The following is a 19,192-nucleotide window of genomic DNA, read 5'->3' as shown; positions in this document are numbered from 1 at the left end:
TAATTGTAATGGTTGAACAATCAGTCCAATTAGTGCCACCACGTCATGCCCTGAAGGGTTGCCGCCGCAATGACGATATAACGCAACGCCTTACCAAGGCATAAAAAAAAGAGCACTGGTCCCCAGGAAATGCGCATCCATCCCGCCAGTAAACACAGCAAATCGCCTATAACAGGCGCCCAGCTCAATAATAATGTCACCGCGCCATAGCGTTTAAGCCAGCCGGTTGCCCTCTCCTGCCAGCGCGACTGCTTGCGCAGCGGAAACAGGCGCCCCAGAATAACGTTAGTTACCCCTCCAAGGCTATTGCCGATTGTTGCTATTAATACCAGCAGCCACGGTTGACTTGCCCCCGTAAGAAGCATAGCAACCAGCAACACTTCCGAGTTGCCGGGCAGTAAAGTGGCGCTTAAAAAGCTGCTGGCAAAAAGCGACAGGAGCGACAGCGCGTCGCTCACAACAGACGCACATCCACAGCATCCATACCCGCGCGCTTCGCCGCTTCCAGACCGAAGTCGGCATCTTCAAAGACCACGCAGGTTTCCGGCGCGACGCCCATGCGCTCCGCGCATAGCAGGAAGGTATCTGGCGCAGGTTTATGTTGCGTCACGTGATCGGCAGCCACCACCGCGGAGAAGTAGTGGCGCAGGCCGAGATGCGCCAGTAGCGCTTCGGCGACGGCGCTTTCGCTACCGGTGCCGACCGACATCGGGCGACGGCCATGCCACTCCTTTACCACGTCAATGAGCGGTAACGGGCGCACGCTATCCAGCAGCATCGCTTTAACGGCCACAGTTTTTTCCTGCGCCAGACGATGCGGATCTAAATCAGCCTGATTCAGCTCAATGATCGCCTGGGCAATACGCCAGGTTGGAGAACCGTTGAGCGCGACCACGGCCTGTTCATCGAAACGCATACCGTAACGGCCCAATACTTCACGCCATGCCTTACGATGCGTCGGCTCGGTATCGAGGATGGTGCCATCCATATCGAAAATCAGTCCTGCGTAACGTTGGTACATCGTGTTCTCACAAACAGGATAAGGAAACGTTACTGTATCGCAAAAGGCGGGTTTTGTCGCGGGGGGCCAGAGACCGCAAAGGCGCCCGCAGGCGCCTTAAGTAATTAGGGAGTGCAAAAATCGCTTTATTTGATTCGCAGGTCGTTCTCAACCACGCGCACGCCCTGTACGCGACGGGTGACCTCTACCGCACGTTTAGCGCTCTCAGCCGACGATACAAAACCGCTCAGCTGTACGCGGCCTTTAAAGGTCTGCACGCTAATTTCTGAGGATTTGATATCTTTTTCGTTAAACAGCGCGCTTTTAACCTTGGTGGTTACCACGGTATCGTCAATATAACCGCCGGTGCTTTCTTTGGTGGACGATCCGGCACAGCCTGCCAGAGATACGGCGACCAGAAGCGTTGCGCAAAAGGCAGGTATTGCTTTGAACCATTTCATTGATTTCTCTCCTTGCATTCATCACACCCGGTTCAGGTAGATCTACAGGGATAAATTATAGTGGAAAGAGCGACTTGCCAATAAGAAATGTGTTGATTATCGAGGAGATAAAATGCGTCGTACTGAGGAGATGAAAATTGGAGAGTTTTATTGAAGAGAAGATGGTGCATCCGGGAGGATTCGAACCTCCGACCGCTCGGTTCGTAGCCGAGTACTCTATCCAGCTGAGCTACGGATGCATCGGAATAACTAGTTTACTACAGAGTTCATCTGAATAATTCAGAATCAGGCAAGAATGGTGCATCCGGGAGGATTCGAACCTCCGACCGCTCGGTTCGTAGCCGAGTACTCTATCCAGCTGAGCTACGGATGCATCGGAATAACTAGTTTACTACAGAATTCATCTGAATAATTCAGAATCAGGCAAGAATGGTGCATCCGGGAGGATGACTCGTCTACGCCTCGCCCTACGGGCCGTTGCTTACGCAACGTTATCCTCCCTGGTGCTGACGAAAATTTCGCAGACCATGTAACAACGATATTGCTGTTACTAAGGAGAATATGGTGCATCCGGGAGGATTCGAACCTCCGACCGCTCGGTTCGTAGCCGAGTACTCTATCCAGCTGAGCTACGGATGCATCGGGAAACTTGCTTTACTACGCGTCAGTGTCACAACTAACACATGCCACACTGAGTATGATGGAGTAATCGGTAGAGTGACTCGATTACGCCTCGCACTGCGGGCCGCTGCTTTCACAGCGTTCTTCTTTCTGTTTACAGAGAGAAGATGGTGCATCCGGGAGGATTCGAACCTCCGACCGCTCGGTTCGTAGCCGAGTACTCTATCCAGCTGAGCTACGGATGCAAAATGGCGGTGAGGCGGGGATTCGAACCCCGGATGCAGCTTTTGACCGCATACTCCCTTAGCAGGGGAGCGCCTTCAGCCTCTCGGCCACCTCACCACACAACACGCCTCTTGCGAGTGCTTCGAAGAACTTGTTTCTGCTCTTCGTCGCTGCGATGGCGCACATATTACTTTCTGAGACTTATAAGTCAAACAATTTTTCGAGAGCTTTTTCCGTTTGCACACTTCACGCGCAATTAGCCTGCAAAAACGGCAAAAAGAGTATTTTATCAACAGGAAATAGCCCTTTACGGCCACTCAAAAGCGACAACGAAAAATGACGCACGGCGAATAAAAACAAAAGAGAGGATGTCGCGAGAGAAGAAAAAGGAGAAGAAAAGAGAAAAACGACCGCCGGAGGGATGCGCCTCACAATAAAGCGAGGCGCGGAAAGCTTAGTAACTGGACTGCTGGGATTTTTCAGCCTGGATACGCTGGTAGATTTCTTCACGATGTACAGAGACTTCTTTAGGGGCGTTGACACCAATACGTACCTGGTTACCCTTAACCCCTAAAACTGTCACAGTGACCTCATCTCCAATCATGAGGGTCTCACCAACTCGACGAGTCAGAATCAGCATTCTTTGCTCCTTGAAAGATTAAAAGAGTCGGGTCTCTCGCATCCCGGCATTATCCATCATATAACGCCAAAAAGTAAGCGATGACAAACACCTCGCGGTGTAAGCAGTCACGGCATCACATTCTGTTAAACCTAAGTTTAGCCGATCTACACAACTTCAACCCGACTTTATCGTTATCAGTACTTATGACGCAAGATGCCGCTCCCATCAGGTTACAGCACCTATACCCGTCATACTTCAAGTTGCATGTATGTTGGCTTTCCTCACTCACCCCAGTCACTTACTTGAGTAAGCTCCTGGGGATTCGCTGCGTCGCCGCCTTCCTGCAACTCGAATTATTTAGGGTAAATGCGTTTATAGTTATTACAGTTTTGCGCTGACCCAGCCTTTCACACTGGCTAACGCAGCAGGGAGAGCAGACGCATCGGTACCGCCGGCTTGCGCCATATCCGGACGACCGCCCCCTTTACCGCCCACCTGCTGGGCGACCATACCAACCAGCTCCCCTGCTTTCACGCGGTCTGTCACATCCTTAGACACACCTGCAATCAGAGAAACCTTACCATCCGCTACCGTAGCTAATACAACGACCGTCGAACCGAGCTGGTTTTTCAGATCATCAACCATGGTACGCAGCATTTTCGGCTCAACGCCAGCCAGCTCGCTAACCAGCAGCTTAACACCGTTAATTTCTTCCGCCTTACTGGAGAGATTAGCGCTCTCCTGCGCCGCAGCCTGCTCTTTCAGCTGCTGCAGCTCTTTTTCCAACTGACGGGTACGCTCAAGCGCCGCGCGAACTTTATCGCCGATGCTGTGGCTATCGCCCTTCAGCAGCTGGGCGATATCGCTGAGCTGATCGCTCTGCGCATGCAGGCTGGCAATCGCCCCTTCGCCGGTCACCGCTTCAATACGGCGCACGCCTGCGGCGGTACCGGATTCAGAGGTAATACGGAACAGGCCGATATCACCGGTACGCGCCGCGTGAGTACCGCCGCACAGCTCGGTGGAGAAATCGCCCATCCGCAGTACGCGAACGCGATCGTCGTATTTCTCGCCGAACAGCGCCATAGCGCCGGATTCACGCGCGGCATCGATATCCATGATATTGGTTTCGATAGCCAGGTTACGGCGGATCTGGGCGTTCACCAGATCTTCCACCGCTCTAATTTCTTCCGGCTTCATCGCTTCAAAATGCGAGAAGTCAAAACGCAGCGCTTTATCGTTAACCAGCGAGCCTTTCTGCGCCACGTGGGTACCGAGAACCTGGCGCAGCGCCGCGTGCATCAGGTGCGTCGCGGAGTGGTTGAGACGAATACGCTGACGGCGAGCCTGATCGACATCGGCCTGCACCGCGTCACCCACTTTCAGGGAACCGCTGGCGACTTTACCGATATGACCAATAGCCTGGCCGTACTTCTGCGTATCGCTGACCGTGAAGGAGAAGCCAGCGCCTTTCAGTTCGCCTTTATCGCCTACCTGACCGCCGGATTCCGCATAGAATGGCGTCTGGTCGAGGACTACAACCGCATCCTGACCCGCGCTGACGCTATCAACCGCTTTGCCGTCGATGAACAGCGCAGTAACTTTGCCGTTCAGTTCCAGATGATCGTAGCCTTTAAATTCCGATGCGCCGTCAACGCGAATCATCGCGTTATAGTCAGCGCCGAAACCGCTGGACTCGCGCGCGCGGCGGCGCTGCTCTTCCATCGCGGCTTCAAAGCCTGCTTCGTCAACCTTGATGTTGCGCTCGCGGCAGACGTCCGCCGTCAGATCAACCGGGAAGCCATAGGTGTCATACAGACGGAAGGCGGTTTCGCCGTCCAGCGTGTCGCCTTTAAGCTTCGACAGTTCCTCGTCCAGCAGCGCCAGTCCGCGCTCCAGTGTGCGCGCAAACTGCTCTTCTTCGGTTTTCAGCACCTGCTCTACCAGAGCCTGCTGCTGTTTCAGCTCTTCACCGGCGGCGCCCATCACGTCGATAAGCGGAGCAACCAGTTTCCAGAAGAAGGTGTCCTTCGCGCCCAGCATGTTGCCGTGACGAATCGCGCGGCGAATGATACGACGCAGCACGTAGCCGCGGTTTTCATTCGACGGGATCACGCCATCAGCAATCAGGAATGCGCAGGAACGAATGTGGTCGGCGATAACACGCAGCGACTTGTTAGTCAGATCGGTCGCGCCGGTGACTTTCGCCACGCTCGCAATCAGATTGCGGAACAGGTCGATGTCATAGTTGGAGTTAACGTGCTGCAGAACAGCGGCAATACGCTCCAGCCCCATACCGGTATCAACGGACGGCTTCGGCAGCGGCTCCATGGTACCGTCAGCCTGACGGTTGAACTGCATGAAGACGATGTTCCAGATCTCAATGTAACGGTCGCCATCTTCTTCCGGGCTTCCCGGAGGGCCGCCCCAGATGTGATCGCCATGGTCAAAGAAGATTTCGGTGCACGGGCCGCACGGACCGGTATCGCCCATCTGCCAGAAGTTATCAGAAGCAAACGGCGCGCCTTTGTTGTCGCCGATGCGGATAATACGCTCGCGCGGAACGCCCACTTCATTGGCCCAGATGTCGAAAGCTTCGTCATCGGTCTCGTAAACGGTAACCCACAGTTTTTCTTTCGGCAGGGCGAACCAGTTCTCACCGGTCAGCAGTTCCCATGCATATTTGATGGCATCCTGCTTGAAGTAATCGCCGAAGCTGAAGTTGCCCAGCATTTCGAAGAAGGTGTGGTGGCGCGCAGTGTAACCGACGTTTTCCAGATCGTTGTGTTTACCGCCCGCACGCACGCAACGCTGCGCGGTGGTCGCGCGCGAATAATTACGTTTGTCGAGACCAAGGAAGACATCCTTGAACTGGTTCATCCCGGCGTTGGTAAACAGCAGGGTCGGATCGTTGTGCGGCACCAGGGAGCTGCTGGCAACTACCTGATGTCCCTTACTATGGAAAAAGTCGAGAAACGCCTGACGGATCTCAGCGGTGCTCTTGCTCATAATTATCCTGAAATCAAGCTACACTTCATCCTTCAAGTCGCCTCTGACCTGGCGGAACGTCCTCTCCCGGTAGTGAACTCACGTACGCCCCAGAAGCTGTTCTCTCTTGCCGCCGTGATGCAGCTTGAATGATTTTGTGTATAAGGAATAATCGCCCTGGACGCTGATTATGCAATCACAAGCAGCGGCCCGACGGAATAAAGTGGGAATAAGATAAGTTTTCTTTAGAGGGAAGTAAAATCCCCGATGGGTCAATCTGCAAAATTTCGCCAGATTTCCTGGATATCTTCCATCAGATAGCCGCGGTAGAGCAAAAAGCGCTGGATTTTAACTTTTTCAGTAAAGGCGGAAGGTAACGGTTCGCCGTATTTACGCTGCGCCTGCTCTTTGGCCAGCGCCGCCCAGTCGATTTCACACTCGCGCATCACGCTTTCGATGTCGCTGCGGCCAATGCCCTTTTGATTCAACTCCTGGCGGATACGCGCCGGGCCGTAGCCCTTGCGGCTCCGGCTGACGATAAACTGGCGTACAAAACGTTGGTCATCAAGATAGCGGTTTTCCAGGCACCAGCCGACCACCTGCTCGAGCTCTTCCGGCGTGATGTCCAGCTTTTCAGGGCCGTTTTTACTCATTACCGGCGCCGCCAGCTTACGCCGCAGTTCCTGTTCGCTATGATCGCGCATCGCCAGAATACGAATTGCGCGATCCAACAGACGCGCGTAGCCGGAGCGGCGTGGTGAAGTCTCAGTCACAGGCACCTCGATAATCTTAGAAAAGCAAAAGGGCCGCATCAGCAGCCCTTTGTCACTCTTTTAGACGATATCAGAAATCTTGTTCGGTTTCTTCTGCATCGTTGCCGTCAACCGCGAAGTCCGGCGTGGAATCCTGGTTGTTGAGCAGCAGTTCGCGAACTTTCTTCTCAATTTCTTTCGCCGCCGCCGGGTTATCTTTCAGCCAGGAGATAGCGTTCGCTTTACCCTGGCCGATTTTGTCGCCGTTGTAGCTATACCAGGCGCCCGCTTTTTCAATCAGCTTCTCTTTCACGCCGAGGTCAACCAGCTCGCCGAAGAAGTTGATACCTTCACCGTAGAGGATCTGGAATTCAGCCTGTTTGAACGGCGCGGCGATTTTGTTTTTCACCACTTTCACGCGGGTTTCGCTGCCGACGACGTTGTCGCCCTCTTTCACCGCGCCGATGCGGCGAATGTCCAGACGCACGGAGGCATAGAACTTCAGCGCGTTACCGCCGGTGGTGGTTTCCGGGTTACCGAACATCACGCCGATTTTCATACGGATCTGGTTGATGAAGATCAGCAGCGTGTTGGACTGCTTCAGGTTACCAGCCAGTTTACGCATCGCCTGGCTCATCATACGCGCCGCGAGGCCCATGTGAGAGTCGCCGATTTCGCCTTCGATTTCCGCCTTCGGCGTCAGCGCCGCCACGGAGTCGACGACGATAACGTCTACCGCGCCGGAACGCGCCAGCGCGTCACAGATTTCCAGAGCCTGCTCGCCGGTATCCGGCTGGGAGCACAGCAGGTTGTCGATATCAACGCCCAGCTTGCGGGCATATACCGGATCCAGCGCGTGTTCGGCATCGATGAACGCACAGGTTTTGCCTTCACGCTGCGCTGCGGCGATAACCTGCAGCGTCAGGGTAGTTTTACCCGATGATTCCGGCCCGTAAATCTCAACGATACGGCCCATTGGCAGACCGCCTGCGCCGAGCGCGATATCCAGAGAAAGCGAACCGGTGGAGATGGTTTCCACGTCCATGGAACGGTCTTCACCCAGGCGCATGATGGAGCCTTTACCGAATTGCTTTTCGATCTGGCCCAGTGCTGCCGCCAACGCTTTCTGTTTGTTTTCGTCGATCGCCATTGTTACTCCTGTCATGCGAGGTGAAGCGCGTTCGCTTCGCCGTTAATATTTGTTCAGTTGAGGCAATTATACTGTATGGTCATACAGTATCAAGTATTTTGTAGAAATTGTTGCCAGAGCAGATTTAACGCATAGGCCGTCGCCTGACGACGCACCGCTTCGCGGTCTCCGGCAAAGCATTCGCGGCGGGTCACGCCCTGCCCGTTCGCACAGGCGACGCCGAACCACACGGTGCCGACGGGCTTCTCCGCGCTGCCGCCGTCCGGGCCGGCGATACCGCTGACCGAGACCGCATAGGTGGCGCGAGCCGCGCGTAGCGCGCCAATCGCCATCTCGACAACCACCGGTTCGCTCACCGCGCCGTTATCCAGTAACGTCACTTCACTCACGCCAATCATCTGCGATTTGGCTTCGTTGCTATAGGTTACGAAACCGCGCTCAAACCACGCTGAGCTACCGGCAATATCGGTCAGCGCTTTGGCTATCCAGCCGCCGGTGCAGGACTCCGCGGTGGTCACCGTCGCGCCCTGCGCTTTCAGCGCCAGCCCAACCTGTTCGCTTAGCTGCATTAATTCTGAATCGGTCATTTTTGCCCCGCTTAAGCCAGATAAAGAGGCCATCAAAGATAGCACTTTCGGCAGAGATATGGGGACGAGGTGGTGATTTTACGAGGGGGGATCCAAAAATGGGCCGTCCCGCTGCAACCGGGACGACCAGACAACCAGTTACTTCATACTGTTGGCGATGAGTTCGACGTTATGGCGCAGCATTTTAACGTAGCTATCGGCTACACCCCCCGGCTTAGACAGCGCTTCCGGATAGAGTTCGCCGCCCGGTTGCGCCCCCGTTGCGCCAGCGATTTGCTGCACCAGACGCGGGTCCAGCTGGTTTTCCATAAACCAGGTATGCACGCCATCGGCTTTGATTTGCTTAATCAACGCCGCCACCTGCGCCGCGCTGGCTTCGCTCTCGGATGAGAGCCCCTGCGGCGCGAGGAACGTCACGTGGTAAGCGCGGCCAAAATAGCCGAAAGCGTCATGGCTGGTCAGCACTTTACGCTTCGCCAGCGGAATAGCGCTAAACTGCGCCTTCGCCCAGCCGTCAATTGCCGTCAGCTGCTCGATATAACGCTTACCGCTGCTCTGGAGCGCCGCTTTATCCTGCGGGTCGGCTTTCACCAGGCCATCAAGGATATTCTGCGCGTACAGCGCGCCATTGGCGGCGCTATTCCAGGCGTGGGGATCGGTCACCGTTTTCCCGTCTTCATCGAGGGTATGCGTCTTAACCCCTTTTGACGCCACCACTAATTCGCCCTTAAAACCGGATGCTTTCACCAGCCGATCCAGCCACCCTTCCAGACCAAGCCCGTTGACCACCACCACGTCGGCTTTGCTGAGCAGCGCGCTATCCTTCGGTGAGGGTTCAAAGGTGTGCGGATCGCCATCCGGCCCTACCAGCGTATCGACATGAACATGCTCGCCGCCTATCTGCTGCGCCATATCGCCCAGCACCGAAAAGCTGCTTACCACGTTCAGCGTTTTTGCCATCGCCCCCTGCGCCATCAGCCCCACGGCTAACACCATCACCACTGCACTTCGTTTCATCATTTCCTTACCCCATTAATTTGCGCCAGCCAACGACCAGCCGGCTGCGCGTGCCAAAAAACACTGAAATAAAAAACAGTACGCTGGCGGTCAGCACGATGGCGGGCCCGGCGGGTAAATTCACTGCCCACGAAAGGCTCAATCCCATCCAGGCGCAAAACGCGCCGATCGCCGCCGCCAGCAACAAAATGCCCGGCAGCGTCCGCGCCCAGCAGCGCGCCGCTACCGCGGGCAACATCATCAGCCCTACCGCCATTAGCGTGCCGAGCACCTGAAACCCCGCCACCAGGTTCAGTACCAAGAGCGCAAGAAACAGGCCGTGCAGCAGCGCCGGTAGCCGCCGCGCGTTGACCTGTAGCCAGGCGCTATCGAACGCCTCGCTGACCAGCCCGCGATAAAACAGCGCAATGCACAGCAGCGTCAGGCTCGCCACGCCGGTGACAAAGAACGCCGCGTCGCTATCCACCGCCAGAATCGAACCAAACAGCAGATGCAGCAGATCGACGCTGGAGCCGCGCAGCGAGACCAGCGTGACGCCAAGGGCCAGCGAGCCGAGGTAAAACCCGGCAAAACTGGCGTCCTCTTTGAGCGGCGTTCGCCGGCTGACCCAGCCTGCCACCAGCGCCACCGCGATCCCGGCGATAAATCCGCCGACGCTCATCGCCAGCAGCGACATACCGTTAAGGAGATAACCCGCCGCCACCCCCGGCAGAATGGCGTGCGACAGCGCATCGCCCATCAGGCTCATCCGCCGCAGCAGCAATAGCACGCCCAGCATGGTGGTGCTCAGCGACAGCGCGAAGCACACCACCAGCGCCCGGCGCATAAAGCCAAATTCAATAAAAGGTTGAAAAAAGGTATGCCAGATCATGCCTGCCTCGCGGTGTTGAAGGCGGGAAGCACGCTTGACGTCTCGCCCCAGCGCGCGTGCTGGGGTTCAAGTAGCAGCGTCTCTGGGAAGAAATCGGCCACGCACTGGTTGTCGTGCAGCACCGCCAGAATCGTTTGCCCCTGGCGATGCATATCGACGATAAGCGCCATCAGCTCGCGGCTGGTGGCCTCATCGATGCCGGTAAACGGCTCGTCCAACATCACCAGCGGCGCCTGTTGCACCATCACCCTGGCAAAGAGCATGCGCTGGAACTGGCCGCCCGAGAGTTCTTCAATCGGCGTATTGGCCATCGCGCTGAGCCCCACCCGCTCCAGCGCCGCCGCGATGCGCCGGCGCTCGCCGCCGCCCAGACCGCGCAGCAGCGAGACCCGCGGCCAGGCCCCCTGGCTGACGACATCGTGCACCAGCAGCGGAAACTGTGATTCCAGGGCATGGCGCTGCGCCAGCCAGCCGACCACGGGCCGCCCTTTGCACCAGTTCAGCCGGCCGCTAACCGGCGGAATAAATCCAGCCAGCGTTTTCAACAGCGTCGATTTACCGCAGCCATTAAGGCCGACTATCGCCGTCAGGCTTCCGGCCGCAATCACGCCGCTCATCGCCGGAGTGATTGCCATGCCTTCATACCCGGCAACCAGATGATCCAGCTCAATCATGGCAGCGCCACCGCCCACCATGTGGCCAGCCATAGCGCCGCCAGCAGTACGCAGGCAATTGCCACGCGCGCCGCGCCGGATGCCATAAAAACCGATGTGAACATATTCCTGCCCCATTAAAATGTTATAACATAACAATATGAGATTCAGAAAAGAATGTAAATCTGCGTCAGCGAGAGGAAATGTAACAAAGGTCAACAACAGGCATGCAGACGGGAAAAACCGGAGGATAAGCGCGGCGTCACGGGGAAGATGTCCCCGGTCGCGCTGCGCTTACCGGGGCTACCAAACGGATACCAGACCGTAGCCCGGATAAGGCGCTACGCGCCGCTATCCGGGGAACTCGAAATATGTCGGCTGGATGAAAGGATCAATACCCGCCGCGGGCCTGCGAAACCGCCAACCCCAGCTGCCAGACAGCCATCGCGTAGTGGGTGCTGTGGTTATATCGGGTGATAGTGTAGAAGTTCGGCAGGCCATACCAGTACTGGTACCCGGTACCGATATCCAGCCGCAGCAGGCTGGCCTGCTGATGGTTGCCCAGCGGCTGCGTTGGGGTTAACCCCGCCGCCGACAGCTGTGAAATGCTGTATTTGGTTTTAAAGCCGTTATCCAGACCCGGCGCCTGGCCCAGCGCCTGCACCGCAACGGTATCGCCGCTCACCCAGCCGTGCTGTTTAAAGTAGTTCGCCACGCTGCCGATGGCATCAACCGGATCCCACAGGTTGATATGTCCATCGCCGTTGAAGTCCACCGCGTATTGCTTATAGGACGACGGCATAAACTGGCCGTAGCCCATCGCGCCGGCAAAGGAGCCTTTCAGATCCAGCGGGTCATCGCTTTCGCTGCGCGCCATCAGCAGGAAGGTTTCCAGCTCAGAGGAGAAGTATTCCGCGCGGCGCGGGTAGTTGAACGACAGCGTCGCCAGCGCATCGAGGATGCGCGTTTTGCCCATCACCCGGCCCCAACGGGTTTCCACGCCGATAATGCCGACGATGATTTCCGGCGGTACGCCGTAGACCTGATACGCGCGGTTCAGCGCGTCCTGATACTGGTTCCAGAACACCACGCCGTTCTGCACGTTATCCGGCGTAATAAACTGTTTCTTATAGCGTAACCAGGCGCCGTTTGGCCCGGTCGGCGGCAGCCCGCTTGGCGCCTGGCGATCCATCAGTCGCAACACGTAGTCCAGGCGCTTGGCCTGCGACAGGATCTCCTGGAGCTGCTGTCTATCGAAGCCGTGCTTCGCCACCATCTTATCGATGAACTGCGCCGCCGCTGGGTTATTGGCGAAATCGCCGCCCATCTGCATCACGTTATGCTGCGGTTCCAGCAAAAAGCCGCCGGTTCCGCTCGCCATCTCCGCTTCCGCGGGGGTCTTAGGTTTGCTGCTGCAGGCAGCGAGAAGTGCACATAAAGGGAGTAAAGCCAGATAGCGACGCTTCAACATGGGAATTCCATTTAACAAAATCGGCAAAGGGTAATTATGGTAAAGCATGCGCCCGCCAACAAGGAAGCGGCAATACATTTGCAGACAAAATAGTTCTTTTTTTGCACGTTCTCCGCATTCGATCCGCACGTTAATTTTTTCACTCATCGCGCATAAACTTTCAAAATAAAATATTTATCTTTCATTTTGCGATCAATTTAACACTTTTAAACCTTTCAAAGTGATTAAAATCAGCCTCCAGTTAGCAAGAAAAATAACACGCTGAAGGAGAGAACAATGATTGAAATCGTTACCCACGGCGCTGAGTGGTTCATCGGCCTGTTTCAGAAAGGCGGCGAGGTGTTTACCGGTATGGTGACCGGGATCCTACCGCTGCTGATAAGCCTGCTGGTGATCATGAACACGCTGATCAACTTTATCGGCCAGCAGCGGATCGAAAAGCTGGCGCAGCGCTGCGCCGGCAACCCGCTTACCCGTTACCTGCTGCTGCCCTGCATCGGCACCTTTGTCTTCTGCAATCCCATGACCTTAAGCCTTGGCCGCTTTATGCCGGAGAAATACAAACCGAGCTACTACGCGGCGGCCTCCTATAGCTGTCATTCGATGAACGGACTGTTTCCGCACATCAACCCCGGCGAGCTGTTTGTTTATCTCGGCATCGCCAACGGCCTCACCACGCTAGGCCTGCCGCTTGGCCCGCTGGCGGTGAGCTACCTGCTGGTTGGCCTGGTAACCAACTTCTTCCGCGGCTGGGTCACCGACCTGACCACCTCTATTTTCGAGAGAAAAATGGCGATTCAACTTGACCAGAAAGTGCGTCTGTCAGGAGCGACATCATGACCCGTATTCGTATTGAAAAAGGGACCGGCGGTTGGGGCGGCCCGCTTGAGCTCGACGTCGTTGAGGGCAAAAAGATTGTCTATATCACCGCAGGCACCCGCCCGGCGATCGTCGATACGCTCGCCAGCCTGACCGGCTGGCAGGCGGTTGATGGATTTAAAGAGGGTGAACCGGCGGAAAGCGAAATCGGCATCGCCATTATTGACTGCGGCGGTACCCTACGCTGCGGCCTCTATCCGAAGCGCCGTATTCCGACCATCAACATCCACGCCACCGGTAAATCCGGGCCGCTGGCGCAGTACATCGTCGAAGATATTTACGTCTCCGGAGTAAAAGAAGAGAACATCAAACTGCTGGAAGATAGCGGCGAGACGGCAGCGCAACCACTCCCCGCCGCGGGCCGCGATTACGATGCCAGCAAGAAGATTACCGAACAGAGCGACGGCCTGCTGGCTAAGGTCGGAATGGGGATGGGTTCGGTGGTCGCGGTACTGTTCCAGGCCGGGCGCGACACCATTGATACGGTGCTTAAAACCATTCTGCCGTTTATGGCCTTCGTCTCGGCGCTGATCGGCATCATCATGGCCTCCGGTATCGGCGACTGGATTGCCCACGGCCTGGCGCCGCTCGCCAGTCATCCGCTGGGGCTGGTGACGCTGGCACTGATCTGCTCCTTCCCGCTGTTATCGCCGTTTCTCGGCCCCGGCGCGGTGATAGCCCAGGTGATCGGCGTGCTGATTGGCGTCCAGATTGGCCTTGGCAACATTCCACCGCACCTCGCCCTGCCCGCGCTGTTTGCCATTAATGCCCAGGCCGCCTGCGATTTTATCCCGGTAGGTCTGTCGCTGGCCGAAGCCCGTCAGGATACCGTGCGCGTCGGCGTGCCGTCGGTGCTGGTCAGCCGCTTCCTCACCGGCGCGCCAACCGTGCTGATCGCGTGGTTCGTTTCCGGATTTATTTACCAGTAAGAGGTTCCTGAAGATGACCGTCATTTACCACACCACCATTACCCGTATCGGCGCCTGCGCGGCGACGGCGCTGGAAGAACAGATGCTCATTACCTTCCGCGAAGGCGCCCCGGCCGATATCGAAGAGTACTGCTTTATTCACAACCACGGCGAGCTGTGCGGCGAGCTGCGCCCGGGCGCAGAGCTACAGCTCGGCGATCGGCGTTACCCGGTGACCGCCGTCGGCGAGGTCGCCGAGCAAAACCTGCGCGAGCTGGGCCACATCACCCTGCGCTTCGACGGCCATCGTCAGGCGGAGTTTCCCGGAACCGTTCACGTCGCGGGCCCGGTGCCGGACGCCATCGCGACCGGCTGTGTACTGAAATTTGTTGCATAGAAGGAGAGAAAGATGAATCAGGTTGCTGTTGTCATTGGTGGCGGACAAACCTTAGGAGAGTTTCTGTGCCGCGGTCTGGCCGCCGAGGGCTACCGCGTGGCGGTGGTCGATATCCAAAGTGAAAAAGCCAGCCGCGTCGCCCAGGAGATCAACGCTGAATATGGAGAAGGTACGGCATACGGCTTCGGCGCCGACGCCACCAGCGAAGCCAGCGTCACGGCGCTGGCCCACGGCGTAGATGAGATTTTCACGCGCGTCGATCTCCTGGTCTACAGCGCCGGTATCGCTAAGGCCGCCTTTATTAGCGACTTCGCGCTGGGCGATTTTGACCGCTCGCTGCAGGTCAACCTGGTGGGCTATTTCCTCTGCGCCCGCGAGTTCTCACGGCTGATGATCCGCGATGGCATCAAAGGTCGCATCATTCAGATTAACTCGAAATCCGGCAAAGTCGGCAGTAAGCATAACTCAGGCTATAGCGCGGCGAAGTTCGGCGGCGTCGGGCTGACCCAGTCGCTGGCGCTGGATCTGGCGGAATACGGCATTACCGTGCATTCGCTAATGCTCGGCAATCTGTTGAAATCACCGATGTTCCAGTCGCTGCTGCCGCAGTACGCCACCAAGCTCGGCATTAATGAGAGCGAAGTCGAGCAGTACTACATCGATAAGGTGCCATTGAAACGCGGCTGCGATTACCAGGATGTGCTGAACGTATTGATGTTTTACGCCAGCCCGCAGGCGTCGTACTGCACCGGGCAGTCGATTAACGTCACCGGCGGCCAGGTGATGTTTTAAAAGGTTCCCGGATGGCGCTGCGCTTATCCGGGCAACAAAACTGTAGGTCGGGTAAGGCGTTAGCCGCCACCCGACAAAAAACGGTACCCGGGTTGTACCCGGCATCACACCTTCAGGAGACATTATGGTTACCGCACTCATTACCGTCGCCGCTATTGCCTGGCTTTGCCAACTGGCGTTCGGCGGCTGGCAGATCCGCCGCTTCAATCGCGCCTTTGATAGCCTTTGCCAGCAGGGCCGCGTTGGCGTCGGCCGTTCCTCTGGGCGCTTTAAACCGCGCGCAATTGTCGCTATCGCCGTCGATGAAAACGATCGTATTTGCGATACGCTGTTGATGAAGGGACTCACCGTCTTCGCCAGCCCGCGAAAAATTCCCACGCTTACCGGTAAACATCTCGAGGAATTGCAGCCTGATGTGATCTTTCCCAATGATCCGCTCTGTCAGAATGCACTATCATTAGCGCTTAATCCGAAACATGCATAATTTCGTTGTGAAAGTTAATATCTTGCGAAATTATCACTTCGAAACTTAAACGCAGGATACAACGCCTATGAAACCACGTCAGCGCCAGGCAGCCATTCTCGAGCACCTGCAATCGCAGGGCAAATGCTCGGTCGAAGAGCTGGCGCAACACTTCGACACCACCGGCACCACTATCCGCAAGGATCTGGTGATTCTGGAGAATGCCGGGACCGTCATCCGCACCTACGGCGGCGTAGTGTTAAATAAAGACGAGGCCGACCCGCCTATCGACCACAAGACGCTGATCAACACTCATAAGAAAGCGCAGATTGCCGAGGCCGCCGTGCGATACATCCACGATGGCGATTCAATTATCCTCGACGCCGGCAGCACCGTGCTGCAGATGGTGCCGTTGCTGAGCCGCTTCAATAACATTACGGTGATGACCAACAGCCTGCATATCGTCAACGCGCTTTCCGAGCTCGATAACGAGCAGACCATCCTGATGCCGGGCGGCACCTTCCGTAAAAAATCGGCCTCTTTTCACGGCCAACTGGCGGAAAATGCCTTCGAACAATTCAGCTTCGACAAGCTGTTTATGGGCACCGACGGCATTGATCTGGTCGCGGGCGTCACCACCTTTAACGAGGTCTATACCGTAAGTAAGGCGATGTGCAACGCCGCCCGCGAAGTGATCCTGATGGCCGACTCATCAAAGTTTGGCCGTAAAAGTCCCAATATTGTCTGCGGCCTTGAGCGCGTGGATAAATTGATTACCGATGCCGATATTGACCCTGAATTCCAGCGGGCGCTGGAAGCAAAAGGTATTGAAGTCATTATTACTGGAGAACATCATGAGTAACTTTTTGTTAGAGGCCGGACGCCAGACCCTGATGCTTGAACTACAGGAGGCGAGCCGCCTGCCGGAGCGCCTGGGCGACGACTTCATCCGCGCGGCGGAAACCATCATCCACTGCGAGGGCAAACTGATTGTCTCCGGTATCGGTAAATCCGGCCACATCGGTAAAAAGCTGGCGGCAACCTTCGCCAGCACCGGCACCCCGGCCTTTTTCGTCCATCCGGCGGAAGCCCTGCACGGCGATCTCGGCATGCTCGATAGCCGCGACGTGATGCTGTTTATCTCCTACTCCGGCAGCGCGAAAGAGCTGGATCTCATCGTGCCGCGGCTGGAAGAGAAATCCATTCCGCTGCTGGCGATGACCGGCAAATCCACCTCGCCGCTGGCGCTGGCGGCGAAAGCGGTGCTGGATATCGCCGTGGAGCGTGAAGCCTGTCCGATGCATCTGGCCCCGACCTCCAGCACCGTCAACACGCTGATGCTGGGCGACGCGCTGGCGATGGCGGTGATGCAGGCGCGCGGTTTCAATGAAGAAGATTTCGCCCGTTCCCACCCGGCGGGCGCCCTCGGCGCGCGTCTGCTGAACAAAGTGCATCACCTGATGCGCCGCGACGAAGAAGTGCCGCGGGTCAATACCGAGGCTAACGTCATGGACGCCATGCTTGAACTAAGCCGAACCGGACTCGGCCTGGTGGCGGTCTGCGATGAAGCCAACCGCGTGCAGGGCGTTTTCACCGACGGCGACCTGCGCCGCTGGCTGGTTGCTGGCGGTACGCTCAACGATGGCGTCACTCAGGCGATGACCCGCAACGGCGTGACGCTGCAGGCGGAAAGCCGCGCGGTGGAAGCCAAAGAGCGGTTGATGAAACACAAAATCAGCGCCGCGCCGGTAGTGGATGAAAACGGCCAACTGGTCGGCGCCATCAACCTGCAGAACTTTTACCAGGCAGGGATCCTTTAAGCCCCAGACGTTTCGCCAGCCGATGCAGGTTGGCGACGTCCAGTTCCAGCGCACGGGCGGTCGCCGCCCAGTTGCGCTGGTTCGCCTCCAGCGCGCGGCTAATCGCTTCTCGCTGAAAAGCTTCGGTCGCCTCGCGCAGATTGACGTTTCCCGTCGCTGGCGCCGCTGCCGCCGTCTCAGTCGGCAACATCGGCGCCGCCACCGCAAACTGGAAATGCTGCGGCTCCAGCACCACTTCATCGCCGGCCTGGGTGGCCCGCGCCAGCACCACCGCCCGGTGAATAGCATGCTCCAGTTCGCGCACGTTGCCCGGCCAGGACCACTGCTGCAGCCTGTTTCGCGCCGCCTCAGCCAAAATGACCCGCGCCAGCCCCATCCGCAGGCGACACTGCTCACAGAAATAGCCCGCCAGCAGCACCACATCGTTTTCTCGCTCGCGTAGCGCCGGAACCGATAGCGGGAAGACGCTCAGCCGATGGTACAGGTCGGCGCGAAAGCGCCCTTCCACCACCTCCTGGCGCAGATCGCGGTTAGTCGCCGCCAGCACCCGCACATCGACCCGCAGGCTGCGGTCATCGCCGACGCGCTGAATATCGCCATACTGCAGCACGCGCAGCAGTTTCGCCTGCAGCGCCAGCGACAGTTCGCCGATTTCGTCAAGGAACAGGGTGCCGTTATCAGCCATCTCAAATTTACCGCTGCGGTTGCTGATAGCCCCGGTAAACGCCCCTTTCACATGGCCGAACAGCTCGCTCTCCGCCACGCTTTCCGGCAGCGCCGCGCAGTTGAGATAGACCAGCGGATTAGCGGCTCGCGGCGACCCCTGATGCACCGCCTTCGCCACCAGTTCTTTACCGGTGCCGGTTTCGCCGCTAATCAGCACGTTTAAATCCGAGGCGGCGACGATATCGATCTCTTTTTTCAGCTGCAGCATGGGCGCCGACAGGCCGATAATCTCCTGACGCTCAGGCTGCGCGTAATTCACCGGCTGCGCCGGCAACACGTTTTGCGCCTCAAGGCGGGCGATGAGCAGCGCGTTATTCAAGGCGCCAGCCACCAGCGCGGCAATCAGCCGCAGCTCTTCATCGCTGAAACTATCGAAACGGTCGGCATCCATGCCGTCCAGGGTCAGCGCGCCAATCAGCGTCTGCCCGGCAAACAGCGGCAGGCCAACGCAGGCGTGAACCTTCAGGCTCTCATGACCGGGGATCAGCCCGTCGTAGGGGTCGGGCAAGTCGCTATCCGCCGGGAAGCGCACCACATCCCCGGCACGCGCAATCGCCTCAAGCCGCGGGTGCCCTTCCAGGGCAAAGCGCCGACCTAGCACATCCTGCGCCAGGCCATCAATCGCCAGCGGCACAAACTGATGCGCCTCATAGCGCAGCAGCGCCGAGGCATCGCAGCCGAGAATCTGCCGCAGGGTAGTAATCAGGCGCGAAAAACGGTCGCTGTGACCGATATCGCTTTGTAAATCAATGGCGATTCTCGCCAGCGCGTCGACGGAAAAACTCATTG

20 protein-coding genes and 5 tRNA genes are annotated in these 19,192 nt (G+C 57.3%); 7 read left to right on the top strand and 18 right to left on the bottom strand.

Features of this window, described 5'->3' with window-relative positions; genetic code table 11:
• Window positions 1–29: 29 nt before the first annotated feature.
• The 17 genes from ABLV66_RS05710 to mltB all read right to left on the bottom strand — a co-directional run bounded on the left by ABLV66_RS05710 (window position 30) and on the right by mltB (window position 12,418).
• The gene (locus ABLV66_RS05710) at window positions 30–458 is read right to left on the bottom strand and encodes a YqaA family protein (protein WP_045395221.1); all 429 of its coding nucleotides are present in this window, start codon (window positions 456–458) and stop codon (window positions 30–32) included.
• Window positions 455–1,021, bottom strand: coding sequence for a fructose-1-phosphate/6-phosphogluconate phosphatase (gene yqaB / locus ABLV66_RS05705; protein WP_045395223.1), 567 nt, complete (start codon window positions 1,019–1,021; stop codon window positions 455–457). The genes ABLV66_RS05710 and yqaB overlap by 4 nt, the downstream gene beginning before the upstream one ends.
• Before the next feature lie 125 nt (window positions 1,022–1,146).
• Window positions 1,147–1,461 (bottom strand): BON domain-containing protein, encoded by a 315-nt coding sequence (locus ABLV66_RS05700; RefSeq protein WP_015370060.1) that lies wholly within the window; start codon window positions 1,459–1,461, stop codon window positions 1,147–1,149.
• A gap of 162 nt (window positions 1,462–1,623) precedes the next feature.
• Window positions 1,624–1,700, bottom strand: a tRNA-Arg gene (locus ABLV66_RS05695).
• A gap of 57 nt (window positions 1,701–1,757) precedes the next feature.
• Window positions 1,758–1,834: transfer RNA gene (locus ABLV66_RS05690), tRNA-Arg, on the bottom strand.
• A 189-nt stretch (window positions 1,835–2,023) separates the two neighbouring features.
• Window positions 2,024–2,100 (bottom strand) — tRNA-Arg (locus ABLV66_RS05685).
• 150 nt (window positions 2,101–2,250) lie between these two features.
• A tRNA-Arg gene (locus ABLV66_RS05680) sits at window positions 2,251–2,327 on the bottom strand.
• A gap of 4 nt (window positions 2,328–2,331) precedes the next feature.
• Window positions 2,332–2,424, bottom strand: a tRNA-Ser gene (locus ABLV66_RS05675).
• Between the two features lie 337 nt (window positions 2,425–2,761).
• Window positions 2,762–2,947 (bottom strand): carbon storage regulator CsrA, encoded by a 186-nt coding sequence (gene csrA / locus ABLV66_RS05670; RefSeq protein WP_000906486.1) that lies wholly within the window; start codon window positions 2,945–2,947, stop codon window positions 2,762–2,764.
• Between the two features lie 363 nt (window positions 2,948–3,310).
• Entirely contained in the window at window positions 3,311–5,938 is a 2,628-nt protein-coding gene (gene alaS / locus ABLV66_RS05665; protein ID WP_045395419.1) for an alanine--tRNA ligase, read from the bottom strand.
• Window positions 5,939–6,189: 251 nt separating this feature from the next.
• The gene (gene recX / locus ABLV66_RS05660) at window positions 6,190–6,690 is read right to left on the bottom strand and encodes a recombination regulator RecX (RefSeq protein WP_047044138.1); all 501 of its coding nucleotides are present in this window, start codon (window positions 6,688–6,690) and stop codon (window positions 6,190–6,192) included.
• Window positions 6,691–6,760: 70 nt separating this feature from the next.
• The gene (recA, locus tag ABLV66_RS05655; RefSeq protein WP_015370055.1) at window positions 6,761–7,819 is read right to left on the bottom strand and encodes a recombinase RecA; all 1,059 of its coding nucleotides are present in this window, start codon (window positions 7,817–7,819) and stop codon (window positions 6,761–6,763) included.
• Between the two features lie 89 nt (window positions 7,820–7,908).
• The gene (gene pncC / locus ABLV66_RS05650) at window positions 7,909–8,406 is read right to left on the bottom strand and encodes a nicotinamide-nucleotide amidase (protein ID WP_020078118.1); all 498 of its coding nucleotides are present in this window, start codon (window positions 8,404–8,406) and stop codon (window positions 7,909–7,911) included.
• A 138-nt stretch (window positions 8,407–8,544) separates the two neighbouring features.
• Window positions 8,545–9,423 carry a metal ABC transporter substrate-binding protein gene (locus ABLV66_RS05645; RefSeq protein ID WP_047049993.1) on the bottom strand — a complete coding sequence of 293 codons (879 nt, stop codon included), beginning with the start codon at window positions 9,421–9,423 and terminating at the stop codon, window positions 8,545–8,547.
• Between the two features lie 7 nt (window positions 9,424–9,430).
• A complete protein-coding gene (locus ABLV66_RS05640) occupies window positions 9,431–10,294 on the bottom strand; it encodes a metal ABC transporter permease (RefSeq protein ID WP_015370052.1) in 864 nt (287 codons plus the stop codon).
• Entirely contained in the window at window positions 10,291–11,001 is a 711-nt protein-coding gene (locus ABLV66_RS05635; protein ID WP_165430580.1) for a metal ABC transporter ATP-binding protein, read from the bottom strand. Before ABLV66_RS05635 ends, ABLV66_RS05640 begins: the two co-directional genes overlap by 4 nt.
• Window positions 11,002–11,338: 337 nt before the next feature.
• Complete coding sequence (gene mltB, locus ABLV66_RS05630) at window positions 11,339–12,418, bottom strand: lytic murein transglycosylase B (RefSeq protein WP_045395411.1); 1,080 nt, start codon at window positions 12,416–12,418, stop codon at window positions 11,339–11,341.
• A gap of 276 nt (window positions 12,419–12,694) precedes the next feature.
• Here mltB and srlA point away from each other — a divergent pair, with 276 nt between their 5' ends.
• From srlA to gutQ, 7 genes are all read left to right on the top strand, one after another.
• Window positions 12,695–13,258 carry a PTS glucitol/sorbitol transporter subunit IIC gene (gene srlA, locus ABLV66_RS05625; protein WP_348876965.1) on the top strand — a complete coding sequence of 188 codons (564 nt, stop codon included), beginning with the start codon at window positions 12,695–12,697 and terminating at the stop codon, window positions 13,256–13,258.
• On the top strand, window positions 13,255–14,226 hold the full coding sequence (srlE, locus tag ABLV66_RS05620; RefSeq protein WP_045377322.1) for a PTS glucitol/sorbitol transporter subunit IIB: 972 nt from the start codon (window positions 13,255–13,257) through the stop codon (window positions 14,224–14,226). The genes srlA and srlE overlap by 4 nt, the downstream gene beginning before the upstream one ends.
• A 13-nt stretch (window positions 14,227–14,239) precedes the next feature.
• Window positions 14,240–14,602 (top strand): PTS glucitol/sorbitol transporter subunit IIA, encoded by a 363-nt coding sequence (srlB, locus tag ABLV66_RS05615; RefSeq protein WP_348876966.1) that lies wholly within the window; start codon window positions 14,240–14,242, stop codon window positions 14,600–14,602.
• Window positions 14,603–14,614: 12 nt separating this feature from the next.
• Entirely contained in the window at window positions 14,615–15,394 is a 780-nt protein-coding gene (gene srlD, locus ABLV66_RS05610) for a sorbitol-6-phosphate dehydrogenase (protein WP_049164119.1), read from the top strand.
• A gap of 124 nt (window positions 15,395–15,518) precedes the next feature.
• Window positions 15,519–15,878, top strand: a complete 360-nt coding sequence (gene gutM / locus ABLV66_RS05605) for a transcriptional regulator GutM (RefSeq protein ID WP_047067140.1) — start codon at window positions 15,519–15,521, stop codon at window positions 15,876–15,878.
• A 67-nt stretch (window positions 15,879–15,945) separates the two neighbouring features.
• Complete coding sequence (srlR, locus tag ABLV66_RS05600) at window positions 15,946–16,719, top strand: glucitol operon DNA-binding transcriptional repressor SrlR (RefSeq protein WP_020078110.1); 774 nt, start codon at window positions 15,946–15,948, stop codon at window positions 16,717–16,719.
• Window positions 16,712–17,677 (top strand): arabinose-5-phosphate isomerase GutQ, encoded by a 966-nt coding sequence (gutQ, locus tag ABLV66_RS05595; protein WP_047044133.1) that lies wholly within the window; start codon window positions 16,712–16,714, stop codon window positions 17,675–17,677. Before srlR ends, gutQ begins: the two co-directional genes overlap by 8 nt.
• On the opposite strand, the gene norR is transcribed toward gutQ, so the two are convergent.
• Window positions 17,640–19,190, bottom strand: coding sequence for a nitric oxide reductase transcriptional regulator NorR (gene norR / locus ABLV66_RS05590; RefSeq protein ID WP_045395403.1), 1,551 nt, complete (start codon window positions 19,188–19,190; stop codon window positions 17,640–17,642). The two genes, gutQ and norR, sit on opposite strands and share 38 nt — an antisense overlap.
• Window positions 19,191–19,192: the final 2 nt, after the last annotated feature.

Origin of the sequence: Klebsiella sp. CN_Kp073 (assembly GCF_040065495.2) — a bacterium.
Taxonomy (GTDB): domain Bacteria; phylum Pseudomonadota; class Gammaproteobacteria; order Enterobacterales; family Enterobacteriaceae; genus Klebsiella; species Klebsiella aerogenes.
This window is presented reverse-complemented; position numbering and strand designations above follow the sequence as displayed.

Excerpts from the sequence above, each read along its gene's own strand:
- srlR (WP_020078110.1), top strand. The coding sequence starts at position 15,946 with ATGAAACCACGTCAGCGCCAGGCAGCCATTCTCGAGCACCTGCAATCG.
- csrA (WP_000906486.1), bottom strand. The coding sequence starts at position 2,947 with ATGCTGATTCTGACTCGTCGAGTTGGTGAGACCCTCATGATTGGAGAT.
- mltB (WP_045395411.1), bottom strand. The coding sequence starts at position 12,418 with ATGTTGAAGCGTCGCTATCTGGCTTTACTCCCTTTATGTGCACTTCTC.
- srlE (WP_045377322.1), top strand. The coding sequence starts at position 13,255 with ATGACCCGTATTCGTATTGAAAAAGGGACCGGCGGTTGGGGCGGCCCG.
- alaS (WP_045395419.1), bottom strand. The coding sequence starts at position 5,938 with ATGAGCAAGAGCACCGCTGAGATCCGTCAGGCGTTTCTCGACTTTTTC.
- yqaB (WP_045395223.1), bottom strand. The coding sequence starts at position 1,021 with ATGTACCAACGTTACGCAGGACTGATTTTCGATATGGATGGCACCATC.
- srlB (WP_348876966.1), top strand. The coding sequence starts at position 14,240 with ATGACCGTCATTTACCACACCACCATTACCCGTATCGGCGCCTGCGCG.
- srlA (WP_348876965.1), top strand. The coding sequence starts at position 12,695 with ATGATTGAAATCGTTACCCACGGCGCTGAGTGGTTCATCGGCCTGTTT.
- ABLV66_RS05645 (WP_047049993.1), bottom strand. The coding sequence starts at position 9,423 with ATGAAACGAAGTGCAGTGGTGATGGTGTTAGCCGTGGGGCTGATGGCG.
- srlD (WP_049164119.1), top strand. The coding sequence starts at position 14,615 with ATGAATCAGGTTGCTGTTGTCATTGGTGGCGGACAAACCTTAGGAGAG.
- pncC (WP_020078118.1), bottom strand. The coding sequence starts at position 8,406 with ATGACCGATTCAGAATTAATGCAGCTAAGCGAACAGGTTGGGCTGGCG.
- ABLV66_RS05640 (WP_015370052.1), bottom strand. The coding sequence starts at position 10,294 with ATGATCTGGCATACCTTTTTTCAACCTTTTATTGAATTTGGCTTTATG.
- ABLV66_RS05700 (WP_015370060.1), bottom strand. The coding sequence starts at position 1,461 with ATGAAATGGTTCAAAGCAATACCTGCCTTTTGCGCAACGCTTCTGGTC.
- ABLV66_RS05635 (WP_165430580.1), bottom strand. The coding sequence starts at position 11,001 with ATGGCTGGCCACATGGTGGGCGGTGGCGCTGCCATGATTGAGCTGGAT.
- gutM (WP_047067140.1), top strand. The coding sequence starts at position 15,519 with ATGGTTACCGCACTCATTACCGTCGCCGCTATTGCCTGGCTTTGCCAA.
- norR (WP_045395403.1), bottom strand. The coding sequence starts at position 19,190 with ATGAGTTTTTCCGTCGACGCGCTGGCGAGAATCGCCATTGATTTACAA.
- recA (WP_015370055.1), bottom strand. The coding sequence starts at position 7,819 with ATGGCGATCGACGAAAACAAACAGAAAGCGTTGGCGGCAGCACTGGGC.
- gutQ (WP_047044133.1), top strand. The coding sequence starts at position 16,712 with ATGAGTAACTTTTTGTTAGAGGCCGGACGCCAGACCCTGATGCTTGAA.